Annotated in this window: 14 protein-coding genes; 3 read left to right on the top strand and 11 right to left on the bottom strand. The window is 68.9% G+C overall.

What is annotated here, in order from left to right; genetic code table 11:
• Positions 1 to 40: 40 nt before the first annotated feature.
• The 11 genes from BSY19_RS26345 to BSY19_RS26295 all read right to left on the bottom strand — a co-directional run bounded on the left by BSY19_RS26345 (position 41) and on the right by BSY19_RS26295 (position 13,229).
• Complete coding sequence (locus tag BSY19_RS26345; RefSeq protein ID WP_069056753.1) at positions 41 to 1,114, bottom strand: ABC transporter ATP-binding protein; 1,074 nt, start codon at positions 1,112 to 1,114, stop codon at positions 41 to 43.
• Positions 1,115 to 1,118: 4 nt separating this feature from the next.
• The gene (locus BSY19_RS26340) at positions 1,119 to 1,937 is read right to left on the bottom strand and encodes an ABC transporter permease (RefSeq protein ID WP_171905211.1); all 819 of its coding nucleotides are present in this window, start codon (positions 1,935 to 1,937) and stop codon (positions 1,119 to 1,121) included.
• A 169-nt stretch (positions 1,938 to 2,106) separates the two neighbouring features.
• Positions 2,107 to 3,342, bottom strand: a complete 1,236-nt coding sequence (locus BSY19_RS26335; protein WP_069056752.1) for a metal-dependent hydrolase family protein — start codon at positions 3,340 to 3,342, stop codon at positions 2,107 to 2,109.
• A 122-nt stretch (positions 3,343 to 3,464) separates the two neighbouring features.
• Complete coding sequence (locus BSY19_RS26330) at positions 3,465 to 4,682, bottom strand: glycosyltransferase family protein (protein WP_236840457.1); 1,218 nt, start codon at positions 4,680 to 4,682, stop codon at positions 3,465 to 3,467.
• Positions 4,683 to 4,883: 201 nt separating this feature from the next.
• Positions 4,884 to 5,168, bottom strand: a complete 285-nt coding sequence (locus tag BSY19_RS26325; protein ID WP_069056750.1) for a hypothetical protein — start codon at positions 5,166 to 5,168, stop codon at positions 4,884 to 4,886.
• A gap of 67 nt (positions 5,169 to 5,235) precedes the next feature.
• Positions 5,236 to 6,006: a polysaccharide deacetylase family protein gene (locus tag BSY19_RS26320; protein WP_069056749.1), complete on the bottom strand. Its 771-nt coding sequence runs from the start codon at positions 6,004 to 6,006 to the stop codon at positions 5,236 to 5,238.
• The gene (locus BSY19_RS26315) at positions 6,003 to 7,142 is read right to left on the bottom strand and encodes a glycosyltransferase family 4 protein (protein ID WP_069056748.1); all 1,140 of its coding nucleotides are present in this window, start codon (positions 7,140 to 7,142) and stop codon (positions 6,003 to 6,005) included. The genes BSY19_RS26320 and BSY19_RS26315 overlap by 4 nt, the downstream gene beginning before the upstream one ends.
• Before the next feature lie 33 nt (positions 7,143 to 7,175).
• The gene (locus tag BSY19_RS26310) at positions 7,176 to 8,378 is read right to left on the bottom strand and encodes an ABC transporter permease (RefSeq protein ID WP_236840456.1); all 1,203 of its coding nucleotides are present in this window, start codon (positions 8,376 to 8,378) and stop codon (positions 7,176 to 7,178) included.
• Positions 8,375 to 9,373 (bottom strand): ABC transporter permease, encoded by a 999-nt coding sequence (locus tag BSY19_RS26305; protein ID WP_066722775.1) that lies wholly within the window; start codon positions 9,371 to 9,373, stop codon positions 8,375 to 8,377. The genes BSY19_RS26310 and BSY19_RS26305 overlap by 4 nt, the downstream gene beginning before the upstream one ends.
• 5 nt (positions 9,374 to 9,378) lie before the next feature.
• Positions 9,379 to 11,352, bottom strand: coding sequence for an ABC transporter substrate-binding protein (locus BSY19_RS26300; RefSeq protein WP_083247855.1), 1,974 nt, complete (start codon positions 11,350 to 11,352; stop codon positions 9,379 to 9,381).
• Positions 11,352 to 13,229: an ABC transporter ATP-binding protein gene (locus BSY19_RS26295; RefSeq protein ID WP_069056747.1), complete on the bottom strand. Its 1,878-nt coding sequence runs from the start codon at positions 13,227 to 13,229 to the stop codon at positions 11,352 to 11,354. The genes BSY19_RS26300 and BSY19_RS26295 overlap by 1 nt, the downstream gene beginning before the upstream one ends.
• A gap of 317 nt (positions 13,230 to 13,546) precedes the next feature.
• On the opposite strand from BSY19_RS26295, the gene BSY19_RS26290 reads away from it, so the two are divergent.
• From BSY19_RS26290 to BSY19_RS26280, 3 genes are read left to right on the top strand one after another with little or no spacing between them, the layout of a single operon-like run.
• Positions 13,547 to 16,282 (top strand): ABC transporter ATP-binding protein/permease, encoded by a 2,736-nt coding sequence (locus BSY19_RS26290; RefSeq protein WP_069056746.1) that lies wholly within the window; start codon positions 13,547 to 13,549, stop codon positions 16,280 to 16,282.
• Positions 16,279 to 16,728, top strand: a complete 450-nt coding sequence (locus tag BSY19_RS26285; RefSeq protein ID WP_069056745.1) for a Crp/Fnr family transcriptional regulator — start codon at positions 16,279 to 16,281, stop codon at positions 16,726 to 16,728. Before BSY19_RS26290 ends, BSY19_RS26285 begins: the two co-directional genes overlap by 4 nt.
• A 16-nt stretch (positions 16,729 to 16,744) precedes the next feature.
• Positions 16,745 to 18,625 carry an adenylate/guanylate cyclase domain-containing protein gene (locus BSY19_RS26280; protein WP_069056744.1) on the top strand — a complete coding sequence of 627 codons (1,881 nt, stop codon included), beginning with the start codon at positions 16,745 to 16,747 and terminating at the stop codon, positions 18,623 to 18,625.

Raw genomic sequence — 18,625 nt, 5'->3', positions numbered from 1 at the left:
GTGGTTACTCCCCTGTTGGACGCCCGTCGAAGCGTTGAAATCAGGCTTCGCGCGGATAAACGAGCCCGGCGTCTTCGGCCCAGCCTATGGTGATGGTCTCGCCCGGCTTCGGCTCGGCGACGCCGGCCTTGTTCGGGATCTGCAGCAGCATGCGGTCCTTGTCGATCGCGTCCCGCCCCGAAAGGCTGACGTCGATCTCCAGGATCGCGCCGAGATAGGAGGCGTGCTCGACGCGCGCCTCGAAGCGGTTCTGAAGTCCGTCCGCCTCGCCGCCGACGGCGATGCGCTCCGGCCGCAGGGCGAGCGTCGCCGCGCCGGTGCCGGTCGCCGCCGCGCAGCCGATGGCGACGCCGCCCTTCGTCCGGAAGCGACCGGGCGCGACGATCTCGCCGTCGAGGAAGGCGCTGCGGCCGATGAAGCCGGCGACGAAGCGGTCGGCGGGCCTCTCGTAGAGCTCGCGCTGGGTGCCGATCTGGCGAACCTCGCCCTTTTCCATGACGACCAGACGGTCGGCCATGGTCAGCGCCTCTTCCTGGTCGTGGGTGACCATGATCGTGGTCAGGCCGAGCTTGCGCTGCAGGTCGCGGATCTCGACCCGGACCTCCTGGCGCAGCTTGGCGTCGAGATTGGAGAGCGGTTCGTCGAGCAGCAGCACGTCCGGCTCCATGGCGAGCGCGCGGGCGAGCGCGACGCGCTGCTGCTGGCCGCCCGAGAGCTGGCGCGGATAGCGCTCGTCGAAGCCGGCGAGCTGGACGAGGCGCAGCGCCTCGGCGACGCGCGGCGCCCGGTCGGCCGGCGGGATCTTGCGCATCTCGAGGCCGAAGGCGACGTTCTCGGCGACCGTCATGTGCGGGAAGAGCGCATAGCTCTGGAAGACCAGGCCGCAATTGCGCTTCCAGGGCGGCAGCGTGGTGACGCTGCGCTCGCCGATGGTGATGGAGCCGGCGCTGGGGGCGATGAAGCCCGCGACCATGCGCAGCGTCGTCGTCTTGCCGCAGCCCGAAGGCCCGAGCAGCACGAGGAACTCGCCGTCGGCGATGTCGATGTTGACGTCGTTGACGACCGTCAGGTCGCCATAGGTCTTGCGCAGATGCTCGATCGAAAGCCGTGCCATCGTCTCAGACCACCCGGCTCAGCTTGACGTAACGGTCGGTGACGATCATCGCCACGGCGATCAGGACGATCTGGATCAGGGATGCGGCTGCCACGGTCGGATCGATCTTCCATTCGAGATATTGCAGGATGGCGATCGGCAGGGTGGTGCGGCCCGGTCCCACCAGGAACAGGCTCATCTCCAGATTGCCGAAGGAGGTGACGAAACCGAACAGCCCCGCCGCGACGATGCCGGGGCGGATGCTCGGCAGGGTCACCCGCCGGAAGGTGGTGAAGGGGCCGGCGCCGAGGTTCTGCGCGGCTTCTTCGATGGTGCGGTCGAAGCCGACAAGGCTCGCCGTGACCAAGCGCACCACCCAGGGGATGACGACGAGCGTATGCGCCGCGATCAATCCGCCCTGCGAGCCCATCACCGGCAGGCCGGTCGCGATCTCGGTCTCGATCTGGAAGACGTAGATCGCAGTGCCCAGCACGATGCCCGGCATCACCAGCGGCATCAGCAGCAGCGTGTTGAAGAGCGGGCCCAGAACGATGCGGTGGCGCACGAGGGCGAGGCTCGCGGGCACGCCCACGAGCAGGCCCAGCAGCGTCGCCGCGACGCCGACCTTGAGGCTGAGCAGAAAGCCGTTGATGAAGGGCTGGTTGTTGGCCGCGGCCGCGAACCATTTCAGCGAATAGCCCTCCGGCGGGAAGGAGGGGATCTCCTGCCGGAAGAAGGCGAGCCAGGTGACGAAGATCAGCGGCAGCAGGATGTAGAGCAGCGACAGGCCCGCCGCCGCGTTGAGCGCGATGCGGCCGAGGCTCGGGCGGGCGCCAGCGCTCATACGCAGTCTCCGACGCTGCCGGACGGAACGCCGTTCTCCTGGGCGAAGCGAGGCGCAGCGCCGGAAACCGTCATCGGGCGCAGTCGAGCCTGATGCTGGGTCCCGGAGCGGCGCGGCTGCGCAGCTTGTCCAGGATGACGGCGTGTTTCCCTACGCATTCAATCTGCTCTCACTGCAGCGTGTTCTTGTGGAACGCGCCGCCCTTCATGATGACGGGCAGCCGTGCGCCCTGATCCTGCAACAGGCCGAGATCCTCGAGCGGATTGCCGTCGACGAGGATCATATCCGCATAAGCCCCAGCACGCAGCGTGCCAAGCTTGCCCTCCATGCGCAGGAGCTGTGCGCCGATGGTGGTTGCCGAACGGATGATTTCGATCGGTGAGAGCACCTCGCGGCGCAGCAGGAACTCGCGGGACTGGTCGACCTGGAGCTGGCCGAGCAGGTCGGAGCCATAGGCCACCGGCACGCCGGCGCGCTTGCAGATTTCCAGCGACCGCAGCCCGCCATCGATGACGAGGTCGTTCTTGGCGAGCATGTCGCCATCCATGCCGAATTCCGAGGCACGCTCCTTCATCGCGTAATAGGCGACGAGGTTGGCGGTGAGGAACATGCCCTTTTCGGCCATCAGCCTGGCCGAAGCGTCGTCGATCAGGTTGCCGTGCTCGATGGCGCGCACGCCGCACTGGGCCGCACGCGTGATCGACTCGGGCGTATAGGCATGGGCGCAGACATAGCGGCCGAAGGCGGCGGCTTCCTCGACGGCGGTACGGACCTCGTCGAGGCTGAACTGGAGTGAATCGAGCGGGTCATAAGGGGAGGCGACGCCACCCGACATCATGATCTTGATGTGGTCGGCCCCGAGACGCATCTGCTCGCGGACCGACTTGCGGACGGAGGAGACGCCGTCGGAGACGGTCATCGTATAGGCCATGGCGTTGCAGCAATTGCAGCGGGACCCGAAATCGGTCCGGCGGCGCGGGTCGCTGTGGCCGCCGGTCGGGCCGATCGCCTGGCCGGCGATGAAGAGCCTGGGCGCGGCGACATGGCCCTTGTCGACGGCCTCCTTGATGCCCCAGTCGGCACCGCCGGTGTCGCGCACCGTGGTGAAGCCGCGGTCGATCATGCGCTTCATCAGGCCGATCGCCCGCGCCGTCATCAGCGTCAGCGGCATGCTCTCCATCGAGCGGATCACGACCTCCGAGAGGAAGACATGGACATGGCTGTCGATCAGCCCGGGCATGAGCGTGCGGCCGCCGCAATCGACGACGTCGGCGAAGTCCGCCTTGATCGGCTTGTCGGAGAGCTCGCGGATGGTGTCGCCCTCGACCAGAAGCTCATAGCCGGCGCGCACCTCGCCGAACTCGGGTTCGAGCAGGCGAAAATTCCGGAACAGCAGCGCGGGCATGGCGGGCTTCTCCCCCGGCAAGGCACAGCCACCGCAGGCCTTTTGTCCGGACGCTGATATATTGCGAACTTTAGTCCGGCTTGTCCATCGCCGGCCCCGCAAGGGGGGCATGGGCGCAGCGGTCAGCTGGTCGCCGCCGTGGTCTTGACGGCGGCGCGGCTGCGCATCGGCAGCGAGAGATCGGGGGCCAGCGCGCGGCTGATCGCGGGCAGGCCGTCGAGCAGGCTCGGAACGAAGGCCTGGGAGGGCGGCATGCGGCGCGGCAGGCCGTGCAGCGCGCGCGCCATCACCAGCGGATCGCGCTCGCCTTCGCCGTTCTCCTGGGGATCGTGCAGGACGTCGACCAGCTTAAGGTGGTCGGCCCGCTCCGCCCGGATCGCCTGCTCGAGGCGCGGCTTGACGCGCGGGACGATGAGCGCCGGCTTGTCGAAGGAGAGCACCTCGCAGAAGGTGTTGTAGCCGCCCATCGCGACCACGCAATGGGCCCGGTTCATCAGCAGTTCGAGGCGCGGCTCGAAGCCGAGGCTTTCCAGCTTGGGGATGCGCGCGATCCGCTCGGCGAAGTCCTTGCGGCGCTCGCGCGACATGAAGGGGCCGAAGACGATCAACGCGGGGAGTTCGATCGTCGGATCGGCCTCGTAGGCGGAGATCACCCAGTCGATCACGCCGGCGCCGTCGCCGCCGCCGCCCGGCGTCACCAGGATGAAGGGGCCCTTGGTGATCCGCGGGTAGCGGGTGGGCGGCATCGGGCTCGGGACGGCGCGCTTGAGGTAGCCGGTGTAGCGGATCTTGTGGGCGAAGAGATGCTGGTTCGGCAGGCCGGCGAGCGGCTGGTAGATGCTCTCCAGCCCGTAGACGAAGATGTCGTCATAGATCTGGCCGAGCGCCTCGAGCGCTCCGCTCTGGCGCCACTCCTCATGGAGCTTGGCCGGCTCGTCGAGCACGTCGCGCAGGCCGAGCACGATGCGGGCCCCGCGGCGGCGTAGGATGTCGAGCGCCGGCACGAGTTCGCCCCGCAGGCCGATCGGCTCCTTGTCGACGATGACGACGTCGGGGTCGAAGGAGAGGACCACCTGCTTGATGATGTCGGTGCGCAGGCGGATGGTGTCGTGAAGGTCGAGATTGAGGTGATGCGGGCCATAGCGGCCATCGCTCTGCTTCTCGACGCCGGGGATGCGGACGTAGTCGACGCCGTCGCCGAACTGGAAGCTCGAGATCACCGACGAGCCCGAGACGATGATCACTGATATATGAGGGTAGGTCGCCACCAGCGAGTTGGCGATCGCACGGCAGCGGCGGATGTGGCCGAGACCGAAGGTGTCGTGGCTGTAGATCAGCACGCGTGGCGCCTGAGGACTGCGTGGAGTCCGCTCGGCGCCCGCAAGGTCGACGACGTTGAAAGGCATATCCGCGTCGCCCCCCGCAGATAGGTCAGACGACCTCGTGCCGAGGACGAACGCACCTGAGATTACGAGACCGGGTTATAGCGCGTGCCTCGCGCGGCTCCAAGCCCGCCCGTGCCGATGCGGCATGCGGCCGGGTCAGGGACAGACGTAGCCCGTGCCGTCAGGCAGGCAGCGATTGCCGTTCGGCAGCACCAGGGCGCCCCGGGCATCGCGCCTGACGCGCTCGCCATTGGGCAGAACAAAGCCGCCGGCGGCGTCCATGGCCGTGCGCGAGCCGTCGGGCAGGACGACCTCGGCGCCGACGATGGCGATGCGCTTGGTCGGCGTCGCCCGGGGCATTTCGCCGACGGGAGGGCGCGGCGGGCTGCTGCAGGCCGCAAGACTGGTGGCGAGGGCGAGGACGGCGATCGGCTTTTTCATGGGCGACCAACGCTCCGAGATCGATTCGGTTCCCTGACCCTAACCGTGGGGCGGACGCAAGGGAACGTCACAGCCCAAACAGCCGGCGCGGGTCGCCGTGCGCGACGGCGGGATGGGAGAACGCGCGCGCCAGGAAGCCCTCGAGGAAGGCCCATGCGGCCTCGTCATGATCGCGATGGTGCAGCAGCAGGCCGAGTGCGGCTCCGCCGCTGGCTTCGGCGCGCAGTCCGGCCAGCAGGCGGCAGGCTTCGTCGACCAGGTCCGCCGCCGGGCGCCCGATGCGTGTGCGCCAATCCATGATGTCGAGTGCCGTGTTGACGAGGGCCGGGCCGCCCTTCGCCCCCAGCCGGTAGCCGCGGAAGCAGGAGAGGCCGCGAAAGCCGATGTCGGGCAGCAGGGCGGCATGGGCGGGGTCGATCCGGTTCCAGGGCGGCACGAAGACCTGCAGCAGAGCGGGGCCGAGCAGATCGCCGAGGCGCGCCTTTGCCTCGCGGAGCTCGTTACGAATGTCATTGGCCGCACGCTCGGCCCCGAACTCGGCCTTCTTGGCGCCGGCCGGGGCGTGGTTGCGGTGCCAGCAGCCATGCTGGCAGGGCAGCAGGGACGGCATCTGCCGCAGGGCCGCCGCCAGCGACGGCTCAGCCAGCATCGGGATCACCGCCAGCAGGACGGGCAGCCCGTGGCGCTGGGACAGGGCCGACAGGCGGTCGAGAGCCGGGCTGGCGGTGATCGCGTCGTCGTCCCGCAGCCAGAGCGAGACGCGTCGGCCGGCGGCGCTCCAGCGGTCGAGCTCCGTCTCGAGCGGCAGCCAGAGGGAGTCCGTCGCGGCACGCGTCATGGCGCGATGTCCCGGCCGCCCGCTGACCGGCGCGCGGCATGGTTGGCGAGCGCCGTCGCCAGCGCCGTCTCCAGGATGGCGGCGGCGGCGGCGGGGGTGCGTTCGTCCAGCGCGAATCGACGCGCGGCCGCGCCCATGGTCGCGCGACGGTCGGGATCGTCGATCAGGCTCTGCAGCGCCGCGGCCAGGGCCGCCTCGTCGCCCTCCGCGACGAGCAGGGCGGTCTGGCCGTCGCGCACCGTCGCCGAGACGCCGCCGCTGTCGAAGGCGACGATCGGCAGGCCGACCGCCTGCGCCTCGAGATAGACCAGTCCATAGGCCTCGCGCAGGCCGGGCCAGATGAAGAGATCGTGGCCGGCGAGACCGGCGACGACGCGATCATGCGCGACGGCGCCGTGCCAGGCGATGCGCCCCTCGGGCAGGCCCGCGAAAGCCTGTTCGATCTCGGGGCGCCTGCGGCCATCGCCCATGATCGTCAGGCTCCAGGGGCGGTTCCCGAGATGATGCAGGGCGCGGGCGAGCAGGCGGTAGCTGTTCTCCTTGGTGCCTTCGCGCATCATCGCGACCGTCACCAGCCGGGGCACGTCGGTGCAGCCCGCCCGGCGCGGCGGCTCGCGGTCGAACGCGACGAAGGGCGGCAGCTCGACCAGCGCGGTGTGGGGCGACCGCCAGGGCTCGAGCCCCTGCCGGTCCCGATCGGTGAAATAGAGATGCAGGGCGGCGGCCGAGAGACCGTCGCGGACGATCGCCGTGTGCCGCGCCCAGTCTCCGCTGGCGCGTCGCTCCGCGTCGCTGGCCTCGGCCACGACATAGGGAATGCCGAGGCGCGCGCTGATCTTCGGGCCGAGCAGATCGGGCGCCTTGTAGTAGTTGTGGTAGGTGAACCAGAGGTCCGGGGCGGCGCCGTCGGCGCGCCATTGCGAGAGCAGGTCGTCCGCCCGCCGCGCGGCGGCGCCCTCATGGGCCGCGAGCCGCTCGGGCTCGGGCGTCGGCATGAAGTCGCGCGCGCCGATGCCGGGCGTCACGCTGTGGCCGAGGCCCTCCAGAACCGCGACGAGCTGCCTCGCCATGCGGCGGTCGCCCGAAATGCGGCCGTCGTCATAGGCGTTGAGCGGGGTGTGAAAGGCGATGCGCACCGGGTCTTCGCGTCGGACGGGCTGGCTGCGGGTTCAGCGATAGGGATCGGCCGCGTCGCGCAGGCCGTCGCCGAGGAAGTTGAAGGCGAGGATGATCAGGATGACGGGCACGACCGGATAGAGCAGCCAGGGATAGAGTGCCACGACATTGATGTTCTGCGCCTCGTTGAGCATGACGCCCCAGCTGGTGATCGGTGGGCGCAGGCCGAGCCCCAGGAAGCTCAGCGCCGTCTCGCCGAGGATCGTCTTGGGGATGGTGATCGTCGCCGAGGCGATGAGATGGCTCATGAAGCCCGGGACGAGATGCAGGCCGATGATGCGGGCGGGCTTCGCCCCCATCAGCTGGGCGGCGACGACGTAATCCTCCTCCCGTAGGGAGAGCAGCTTTGAGCGCACCGCGCGCGCCAGCCCGGTCCAGTCCATCAGGCCGAGGATGACGGTGATGCCGAAATAGACCAGCAGCGGGCTCCAGGAGGGCGGCATGATCGCGGCCAGCGCGAGCCAGAGCGGGATATGCGGCAGCGACTGGACGATCTCGATCAGGCGCTGGACGACGAGATCGACCTTGCCGCCGTAATAGCCGGCGATCCCACCGATGATGACGCCGAGCACGAAGGAGACGAAGACGCCGAGAAGCCCGATCGAGAGCGAGATGCGCCCGCCATAGAGAATGCGCGAGAGCATGTCCCGGCCGAGCCGGTCCGAGCCTAGCAGGAACAGCGTGCCGTCCTCGGGCGGGCAGACGAAATGGAGATTGCCCGGGACGAGGTTCCAGAAGCGGTATTCCTCGCCGCGGCAGAAGAAGCGCAGGGGCTGCGGGCGGGTCCGATCGACGTCGTATTCGCGCTTCAGGTTCTCCATGTTGAGGCGCTGGGTATAGGGATAGACGAAGGGTCCGAGGAAACGACCCTCGTGGAAGAGGTGCACCTCCTGCCGTGGCGCGCGGATGAAGTCCGTGTTGCGCGTGGTGTAGTGATAGGGCGCCAGGAACTCGGCGAAGATCGCCATCGCGTAGATCACGAGGATGACGACGCCGGAGATGACCGCGAGCTTGTGGCGGCGGAACTTCCACCACATCAGCTGCCATTGCGAGGCGAGATAGACGCGCTCCTGCTCGGGCGTCATCACCTCGACGGCATTGGGCTCGAAGGGCGCCGTCGAGGCGGTATGGGGCAGCGGCGCGCCATCCGGCGGCAGCGCGTTGGTCGGCAGGGTCGGGTTCGCGGCCTGGCTCACTTGGTCGCGGTCCCCTGCAGCCGGATGCGCGGATCGAGGATCGCGAGCGCGATGTCCGAGATCAGCACGCCGATCACGGTCAGGAAGGAGAGGAACATCAGGAAGGAGCCGGCGAGATACATGTCCTGGCTCTGCAGGGCGCGGATCAGGAGCGGCCCGGTGGTCTGCAGGGACAGGACGATGGCGACGATCTCGGCGCCCGAGACGATCGAGGGCAGGATGTCGCCGATGTCGGAGACGAAGAAGTTCAGCGACATGCGCAGCGGGTATTTGCGCAGCGCCTTGCCGGGCGGCAGCCCCTTGGCGCGGGCGGTGACGTAATACTGCTTCTGCAGCTCGTCGAGCAGGTTGGCGCGCACGGCGCGGATCATGCCGGCCGTCCCGCCGGCCCCGATGATGATGACGGGTATCCAGAGATGCTCCAGCACGGAGGCCGCCTTGGCCCAGCTCATCGGCTGGTTCAGATATTGCGGGTCGACGAGGCCGCCGATCGAGGTGCCGAACCAGACATTGGCGAAATACATGAACACCAGCGCCAGCAGGAAATGCGGCACGGCGAGGCCGATGAGCCCGACGAAGGTGAGCCCGTAATCGCCCCAGCTGTACTGGTGCGTCGCCGAATAGATGCCGATCGGGAAGGCGACGACCCAGGTGAAGATGATCGTCACGAAGGACACGATCATCGTGAGCAAGAGCCGGTCCCCGACCACCTCCCGGACGGGGCGCTGGTACTCGAAGGAGTAGCCCATATCGCCCTGGAGGAGCCCGGTGACCCACCAGAAATAGCGCTCGATCACCGGCCGGTCGAAGCCGTATTCCTGCTTGAGGAATTCGATGCGGGAGAGATCGGCCTTCTCCCCTTGCGCCTGCATCTCGGCGGCCAGGGTCTCGAAATAGTCGCCCTCCGGCAGGTTGATGACGGTGAAGATCAGCGCGCTGGTGACCAGCAGGGTCGGGATCATCACCAGGATGCGCTTGAGGATGTATTTCAGCAGCATGGTCAGCCCCCGGCCTTGTCGAGAGCAGCGGTCGCGGTGGTGTCGAACCAGAAGGTGTCGGGCATGTAGCGGCCGAAGAAGGCGCCGGGCTCGAAGCTGTAGAGCCCCTTCTGCGGGACGTTCTTCAGCTTGCGCGAGACCACGACCGGCTGCAGCGTGGCATTGACGACCCCGATGGCGAACAGCTGCTCGGCGTTGATCTCGAGCATGCGCCGCCAGATCCGCCGGCGCTCCTCGCGCGTGGCGCTGCTGCGCCACTCGCCGTAGAGCGAGACCAGTTCCTGCGCTTCGGGCAGATCGGGCGCCTCGCCCTCGCGCCCGCCGGTTTCGAGATACTGGCCCCAGCGCGGCCAGTTGAACTGGGCCGAGCTCGTCGGCGCCATGGCGTCGGGCTCCATATCCGCGGCGACCAGTCCGTTGTCCATGCCGGCCCAGGCCGACATCACGGTCTGCCCCGCGATGATCCGGCGGCGAAACACGTCCCGTTGGGTCGAGCGCGGGTAGATCTTGATGCCGACGGCGTAGAGGTCCTGCTTGATCAGGTCGAGGATGTCGGTCTCCTCGGTGCTCTCGCCGGCGGTCTCGATGGTGAATTCGAGCCGGCGCCCGTCCGGCAGCAGGCGGACGCCGTCGCGCGCGCGCTTGTCCAGACCGGCCTCGTCCAGCAGCCGCTCCGCCAGGGCCGGATCATGCTGCATCCACATCTTCGCATAGGCGGGATCATAGAGCGGGCTCTCGGGCAGGGCGGTGTTGCCGCTCTCCTTGGCGAGGCCGAAGAAGATGACGTGGTTGATGTCCTTGCGGTTGATCGCGACGGAGAGCGCCTTGCGGTAGCGCAGGTCGCGGTTGAGGTCGCGCCAGACGGGGTCGATGGCGTTCAGGTTCGGCATCAGGGCGAAATAGGAGCCCTCGGCCCGCTTCCAGAGCCGCACGTCGAAGTTCATCCGCTTCGAGGCGTCCTTCAGGAAGGTGTAGTTGTCGAAGCGCAGATAGCGCGCCTGCAGATCGGCCTCGCCGGCCGCCGTCTTGGCCGGCACCAGCGAATGGGTGCCCACCGTCAGCGTGACCTCGTCGACATAGGGCAGCTGCCGGCCGTTCTGGTCGATCCTGTGGAAGAACGGGTTGCGCTGGAAGCTGAACTGCTCGGCCGGCAGCGGCGTGGTGTTGCGCCAGGGATCGAGCGTGGGCAGGTCCGGGTTCTCGGGCCGGTAGGTGCGGGACAGGCGCTCGTGCAGCGCGCCCCAGTCGCGCACGCGGGCCTGCCGGACGCGCGAGCGCAGCGTCACCGGATCGGCGAAGTCGACATGGAACTGCTTCAGATAGCCCGAGGGCATGAAGATGTAGGTCGGTTGCGCGCCGGCGAGCGCCGGCAGGAAGATCGGGTTCGGCTTGGCCCAGCTGTAGCGAACCTCCGTCTCGCTCAGGACCTCGAAGACCGGGGGCTCGCCGCCGGCGAGCAAGGCCTGCGGCGGGCCGCCCGGGGAGAGGCGGCTGTTGTTGGCGACATTCACCCACCAGTAGCGGAAGTCCTCCGTCGTGAACGGAGCCCCGTTGGACCAGCGATGGCCGGGCCGCAGCCGCAGCGTGAAGATGCGCCCGCCCTCGACGTCGTAGCTCTCGAGCACGTCCGGGGCGATGTCGAGATTCTCATCATAGCCGACGAGCCGCGTGTAGCCGTAGAGCGTCATCATGCGGATGTCGCGCTGATCGCCCATCAGCATGCGCATGGTGCCGCCATGACGGCCCGGCATGCGATCAGGGCCGGAGACGTCGACGATGCGGGGCGCCAGCGGCACCCGCTGATCCACCGGCGGCAGCGAACCGGCCGCGACGCGCTCCGCCAGAGCGGGGCTGTCGATCAGCCGGGCCGGGCGGGCCGGCGCCGCGGCCACGGCGAGGCGCGGCAGGCCGGCTGCGGCGAGGGCGGCGGCGCCCGTCAGCAGGGCACCGCGACGGGTCGGGCGGAGCGGTCTCATCAGGCCATCTCCCGCATGTCGGCGCCCGGGCGGGCGAGCACGAAATGGCCCTCGCCGAGGGGCAGATGGGCGAGCGCCTCGCCAGCCGGATCGGCCCGGAACACCCGGCCCCAATGGCTGGAATCCGAGGCGCCGCCGGGAGCGACGAGCTTGAAGTCGAGCTTGCGGTCGAGGTCGGCGAAGGGCACCGAGCGCAGCAGCGCCTTGGTGTAGGGATGGACCGGGCGGTTAAACAGCGCGTGCCGCGGCGCGATCTCGACGATGCGTCCGTTCGCCATCACCGCGATCCGGTCCGCCATGTAGTTCACCACCGCGAGATTGTGGGAGATGAACAGGAAGGTCAGGCCGCGCTCGGCCTGCAGATCCTTGAGCAGGTTGAGGATCTGGGCCTGGACCGAGACATCGAGGGCCGAGACCGGCTCGTCGCAGATGATCAGGTCGGGGTCGAGCGCCAGCGCGCGGGCGATGCCGATGCGCTGGCGCTGGCCGCCCGAGAAGGAGTGCGGATAGCGGTTCAGGAAGCGGACGTCGAGCCCGACATCCTCCATCAGCGTCCGCACGCGTGCGGTCTGCTCGTCGCTGCCGCCCTTGCCGTGGACCGCCAGGGGCTCGCGCAGGATGCTCATCACCGTCATGCGCGGCGAGAGCGAGGAGACCGGGTCCTGGAAGATCATCTGGACGCGCGGGCGGAAGGCGCGCAGCGCCTCGCCCTCGAGCCCGAGCACGTCGACCTGCGCCTGTCCGTCGTCGAAGACGATGGACCCTGCCTGGGGCGTCACGGCGCGCATCACGATCTTGCTGACCGTGGTCTTGCCGCAGCCGCTCTCGCCGACGAGGCCGAGGCATTCGCCGCGCTGGATGTCGAAGCTGACATCGTCGACGGCCAGGACGGTCTGCTGCGTGCCCTTGCCGAAGAAGCTGCGCGAGCCGGTGGTGTAGGCCTTGCGCAGGCCGCGCACGCTGAGCAGCGGGCTGGCCTCTGAACCCGGCTGCGGCGCGGCGCGCGGCGTGGCGGGCGGCCGGGGCCTCGCCTCCCGCAGGGCCACGAGGCGCTCGCCCTCGGCCATGTCGAAATGCGGCGAGGCCTTGAGCAGGGCCTTGAGATAGGGGTGGCGCGGACGGCGGAAGATCTCCTCGACCGGGCCGCTCTCCATGATCTCGCCGTGATAGATGACGACGACCTCGTCGGCCATGTTGGCGACGACGCCGAGATCATGGGTGATGAGCAGGATCGCCATGCCCATCTCGGCCTGGAGATCGCGCATCAGGTCGAGCACCTGGGCCTGGATGGTGACGTCCAGCGCCGTCGTCGGCTCGTCGGCGATCAGCAGGGCCGGCTTGCAGATCAGCGCCATGGCGAGCATGGCGCGCTGGCGCAGCCCGCCGGAGAGCTCGAAGGGGTAGAGCCCGAAGGCGCGCGCCGGGTCCTTGAAGCCGACGCGGCCGAGCATGGTCTCGATCAGGCCGCGCGCCTCGCCCTTCGGCATCGGCCGGTGCAGCAGCAGCGCCTCCTCGATCTGGTTTCCGATTGTGTGCACTGGCGAGAGCGAGGACATCGGCTCCTGGAAGATCATGCCGATGCGGCCGCCGCGCAGGGCGCGGATCTCCTTGCCCTCGGCGGGCAGGCCGGCGATGTCGATCGACGAGCCGGGTTTCTCGGGATCGCGGAACAGGATTTCCCCGCCGGTGACGGCGCCGGCGCGCGGCAGCAGCCCCATGATGGCCTGCGAGATCACCGACTTGCCGGAGCCGGATTCGCCGACGAGCGCGACTGTCTTGCCCGCGGGCACGCGCAGGCTGACGCCCTTCACGACGTCGCGAGCGAGCCCGTGAATCGTGAAGCCGATGCGCAAATCGCTGATCCGCAGAATATCCATCAGCCGCCTTCGCCGGAACGCTCCAGCACCGCCTCACCTGACCCAACTGTTACTAGACGCGGAAAGGGCCGCTTTGCCAACGGGTTTCGGGCGCGTGCGTCATCGCGCCGGAGGTTGGCCGACGCGGATGACGGCGGCACAACGGCCCCGTGCCGCCGGGCGGACGGCGGGCGATCCGCGCGGGCGGCGCCAGCGCGGGCAGCCCTCCTGCGAACGGGGGACGACGCCGGATTGCGCTCCGCGCGTAGCTGGCACACATATGGAGGCCGCAGGTCAGGAGACGGGCGCGCCTCCCGGCGCGCCGGCAAGGATTCCCGTTGGAGACCAACCTCTTCCGATATGTCTGGGAGAAGAGCCGCGGCGAACAGATCATCGTCCTGCTCATCATCCTGGCCTCGATCCCGTTCTACTGGGCGTCCTTCGACGTGCCGAAGCGGATCGTCAACGATGCGATCCAGGGAAACGCCTTCAAGGACGGCAAGACCACCGCCACCCTGCTGGATTTCGGCCTGCATCTGCCGTCCTTCCTCGGCGGGGGAAGCGTCACGCTGTTCGAGGGGTTCCAGGTCGGCCAGTTCGGCCTCCTGCTCGGCCTGAGCGGCTATTTCCTGTTCCTCGTGCTGATCAACGGGGCGTTCAAATACGTCATCAACGTCCGCAAGGGCATTCTCGGCGAGCGGATGCTGCGGCGCATGCGCTACGACCTGTTCAGCCAGCTGATGCGGTTCCGCCCCGAGGAGATCCGGGCGGTCAAGCCGGCCGAAGTCGCCAGCATGATCAAGGACGAGGTCGAGCCGATCGGCGGCTTCGTCGGCGACGCCTTCATCCAGCCCGTCTTCCTGCTGACGCAGGCCCTGACCGCGCTGGTCTTCATCATGGTGCAGAGCGTCTGGCTCGGCTCGATCGCGCTGGTGATCGTGCTCGCCCAGGCCATCATCGTGCCGATCCTGCGGCGCGAACAGCTGCGGCTGGGGCGCGAGCGCCAGATCGCCTCGCGCCAGCTCGCGGGGCGGATCGGCGAGATCGTCGATGCCGGGCCGACCATCCAGGCCCATGGCGCGACCACCTATGTCCAGTCCGACATTTCGGGCCGGCTCGGCCGGCTCTTCGACATCCGCTACGCGCTCTACAAGCGGAAGTTCGCGGTCAAGTTCATCAACAACCTGCTCGCGCAGATCACGCCGTTCTTCTTCTACGCGATCGGCGGCTTCTTCGCCCTGCAGGGGCGGCTCGACATCGGCCAGCTCGTCGCCGTCATCGCCGCCTATCGTGACCTGCCGCCGCCGATCAAGGAGCTGATCGACTGGGACCAGCAGCGCAACGACGTGACGATCAAGTACGAGCAGGTCATCGCCCAGTTCAATGCGGACGACACGATCCAGCTGGACGAGCCGGGCGGCGTCGAGCGCCTGCCCGCGACCGGCGAGATCCGGCTCGACAGCGTCCAGATGCTCGACAATCGCGGCCAGCCGCTGCTGCTGCCGCTCTCGGCACGGCTGGCACGCCCGGGCCTGGTCGCCGTCGTCGGTCCGCAGGGCGGTGGCCGCGACGTGCTCGGGCGCATTCTCGGGCGGCAGGCCATGTCCTATTCGGGGCGCGTCATGATCGACTCGGCCCCGCTGGCGCGCATGTCGGTCGAGCGTGCGAGCCATCTCATCGGCTATGCCGGCAGCGAGACCGAGATCATCGCCGGCACGATCCGCGACAACATCCTTTTGCCCCTCAAGCGGCGGCGGCCGAGCATCCGCCCCGACGGCAAGCTCTCGGCGAGCGAGCATCGCCAGTTCGTGGAGTCGATCCGCTCCGGCAACACGCCGCTGCTGTTCGAGGCCGACTGGACCGATTACGAGGGCGCCGGCGTGGCCGACGAGGCCGAGCTGGCCGCGCGGCTCAGGGCCGTTCTCGACGTGCTCGGCTGCGCGGAAGACGTCTACGAGCTGGGGCTCGACGGCAAGGTGACCGCCTCCCTGCGCGAGGATGCGAAGGCGCAGATCGTGGATGCGCGCCGGGCCGTGGCGGAGGAACTGGCGGGCAGCAAGCTGACCGGGCTGATCACCCCCTTCGACCCCGAGCAGTACAACGCCAACGCCACGATCGCCGAGAACCTGATCTTCGGCGCGCGCACGGGGCCGCGCTTCGCCAACGAGACCCTGCTGTTCGAGCCCTATGCCCACGCCATCCTGAAGGCCGAATCGCTGGTCGAGCCGCTGGTCGAGGTCGGGTCGCGGATCGCGGGGACGGTGGCGGAAATCTTCGCCGGTCTGCCGCATGGCCATGCCCTGTTCGAGCGCTACTCCTTCGGATCGGGACTCGATTTCGACCGGCTGGCCGAACTCGCCGCGCTGCTCGAGAAACATGACATGCGCGGCCCGCTCGATGCGGTGGCGGAGCGCGACCTCGTCGCCCTGGCGCTGGGCTATATCGAGCCCAAGCACCGGCTCAACCTGCTCGACGAGCGCCTGCAGCGGCGCCTGCTGCGGGCGCGGGCGAGTTTCAAGCGCCATCTCCCCGCCGATGCGGCGGAGGACGTCGATTTCTACGACCCAGAGAAGGTGATGCTGGGCGCCAGCCTGCGCGACAACCTGATGTTCGGGCGAATCGGCCACGGCATCGCCGATGCGCGCAAGAAGGTGGCGATGATCGTCCGCAAGGCGCTGGCCCGGGCCGGCCTCGACGGAGATCTCTACCGCATCGGCCTCAATACCGATTCCGGGCTCAGGGGCCGGTTCCTGCCGACACGGCTCAAGCTCGCCGTGCCGCTGGCCCAGGCGCTCATCAAGGCACCGCAGATCGCCATCCTCGATGTCGGCGCCTTCCTTGCGACGTCGCCGGAGCCCGAGCAGGTGATCGCGCGGCTGCGCGCATATTGCGCGGAGATGACGCTGTTCCTGCTGGTCGGGGATACCCATCTGGTCAATGACATCCCGGTCCGGATCGTCTTCAATGGTCCCGCGGGGACCATCGAAAGCGGCGACGAGGCCGGTGACGAGCCGTTCGCCGCCCCTGCGCCGGGGCGGGGCGCCCGCAGCAAGCCGATGGAGGCGAGACCATGACACTCGAAGCCGACCTCGCCTGCCTGCGCCAGCTGCCGCTGTTTCGGGCGCTGCCGCCGCCCCGGCTCAAGCTCGTGGCGCTGATGGGCGAGAAGCTGCATTTCGACGCGGGGACGCAGATCATCGCCGAGGGCGAGGCCCCCGACGGAGTCTTCGTCATCCTCCACGGCCAGCTCGAGATCTCCCATGTCGGGCCCGACGGGACCGGGCCGCGGCTGCCGCTCAGCTTCGGCAGCCTCGTCGGCGACGTGCCGCTCCTGTCGGGGCGCAGCTTCGTCGGTGCCGTGACCGCCAAGACGGATGTGGCGGCACTGCGCCTGCCGAAGGATCTGTTCTTCGAACTGCTGGAGACGGTGCCCGATTTCAGCCTTGCGCTGACGAAGGACCTGGCGTCGCGGCTCTATCGCCTCGCCGATTTCACACTGCATGCGGAGAAGGTGCATTGACGATCGGGACCTCGCGATGAGCCTGCAGCAGACGGCGGGACGACGCGCCGGCATGGGCGCCGGCATGGAGCAGGTTTCGTCATGGAGCCGCGACATCCGCTTTGCCTCGGGCATGGTGCTGCTGTTCTTCGCGACCACGCATTTCCTCAATCATGCCGTCGGCATCGCCGGCGTCGCGGCGATGGAGCATGTGCAGGCGTGGCGCTACTGGCTCTGGCATTCCTGGGCGGGGACGGTCGCGCTCTATGGCGCGCTGATCGTCCACCCGTTCTTCGCGCTGCTGCGCGTGGCGCAGCGGCGCACCTTCAAGATGCCGGTGCGCGAGATGCTGCAGATCGCGCTCGGGCTCGCCATTCCGCTGTTTCTGATCGACCACATCGTCGGCACACGCGTGATGGGCAGCATCTTCCATCTCGACGAAAGCTATCCGGCCGTCCTGCGTCGCCTCTGGCCCGGCCTTGCCACCTCGCAGTCCGTGCTGCTGCTGCTGGTCTGGGCGCATGGCATCATCGGCCTGCATTTCACGCTGCGCTCGCGCGATGGCTACCAGCGCTGGCGCGACCCCTTCCTGCTCGCCGCGATCCTGATCCCGATCCTGGCGCTGATCGGTTTCGCGGTCGGCGGGCGAGAGGCGGGCCGCATGACGACGGCGCCCGACATCATCACCGACGCCCAGATCGTGATGTTCAACCAGAATGTGACCTGGGCGAAGACGATCTTCTACGGCCTCGTCGGCGGCTTCGTCGCCTTCGTCGGCATCCGCGAGATCCGTGTGCGGACGACGCGGCAGATCACCGTGCGCTTCGTCGGCCATGGCGTGCGCAAGCTCTCCCCCGGCGCGACCGTGCTGGAGATGTTCCGGCGGTTCGGGATTCCCCATGCGGCGCTCTGCGGCGGGCGGGCCCGCTGCGCCACCTGCCGCGTGCTGGTGCTCGACGGCGGCGACGGCCTGCCGCCGCCGGGGCCCAACGAGGCGAAGCTGCTGCGGCGGATCGCGGCGCCGGACCGGGTGCGGCTCGCCTGCCAGATCCGGCCGCGTGACGATCTCCAGGTGCAGATCCTGCTCGCCTCGCGCCTGAACCCGACGACCCCGGGCCAGGTTGAGACCGACGCCAATATCGGCAAGCGCGGCCTCACCGTGGTCGTTGCCGATCTGCGGGCCTTCTCGGCCCTGTCGGCGCGGCAATTGCCGCAGGAGCTGATCGGGCTCCTCAACCGCTTCTTCGACGAGATGGCGCAGGCGATCACCGCCCATGGCGGCCGCATCGACGCCTTCTACGGCGACGGCTTCATGGCCGTGTTCGGGCTCGAGGGCACGCCGGCGCGCAGCGCGCAGACGGCGATCGCGGCCGCCGCCGACATCGTGCGGGCCGTCGAGGCGCTGAACCGCGAATTCGGCGCGGCGCTGCCGCTGCCGCTGCGCATCGGCATCGGCATTCACAGCGGCCAGGCGATCACGGGCGCGGTCGAGAACGACAGCCTGGGGCGGCGCGACATCACGGTCGGCGAGACCGTGGCGGTGGCGGCGCAGCTCGAACTGGCGACGCGACGCGTGCTGGCCGACATCCTCGTCTCCGAGGACACGATCCGCGCCAGCGGCCGCAGCTATCGCGGCACGACGTCGCTCAAGATCACGATTCGGGGGCGCGAGAAGCCGCTCAGCGCGGTCGGCTTCGCCAGCGCTCCCGAACTCGCCGACGCGGTGGACGACAGCAGGGCGGCCGAGCCGACCCTGATCGAGGCGACGGTCGAGGCCGCTCAGGACGCCGTGGAGGCTGGCGCGGGTGGGGATGGCTTTGCCCCGGCGCCTGCTCCCGAGGCGCCGGCGCCGGTCAAGCCGCGCCGGACACCGCGCCGCAAAGCCGCGGAAAAGGCGCCCGACGATTCCGCGAGCTAG

It is taken from the genome of Bosea sp. RAC05 (assembly GCF_001713455.1).
Taxonomy (GTDB): Bacteria; Pseudomonadota; Alphaproteobacteria; order Rhizobiales; family Beijerinckiaceae; genus Allobosea.
Note: the sequence above shows the minus strand (reverse complement) of the source record. Positions and strands in the feature narration are given on the sequence as shown.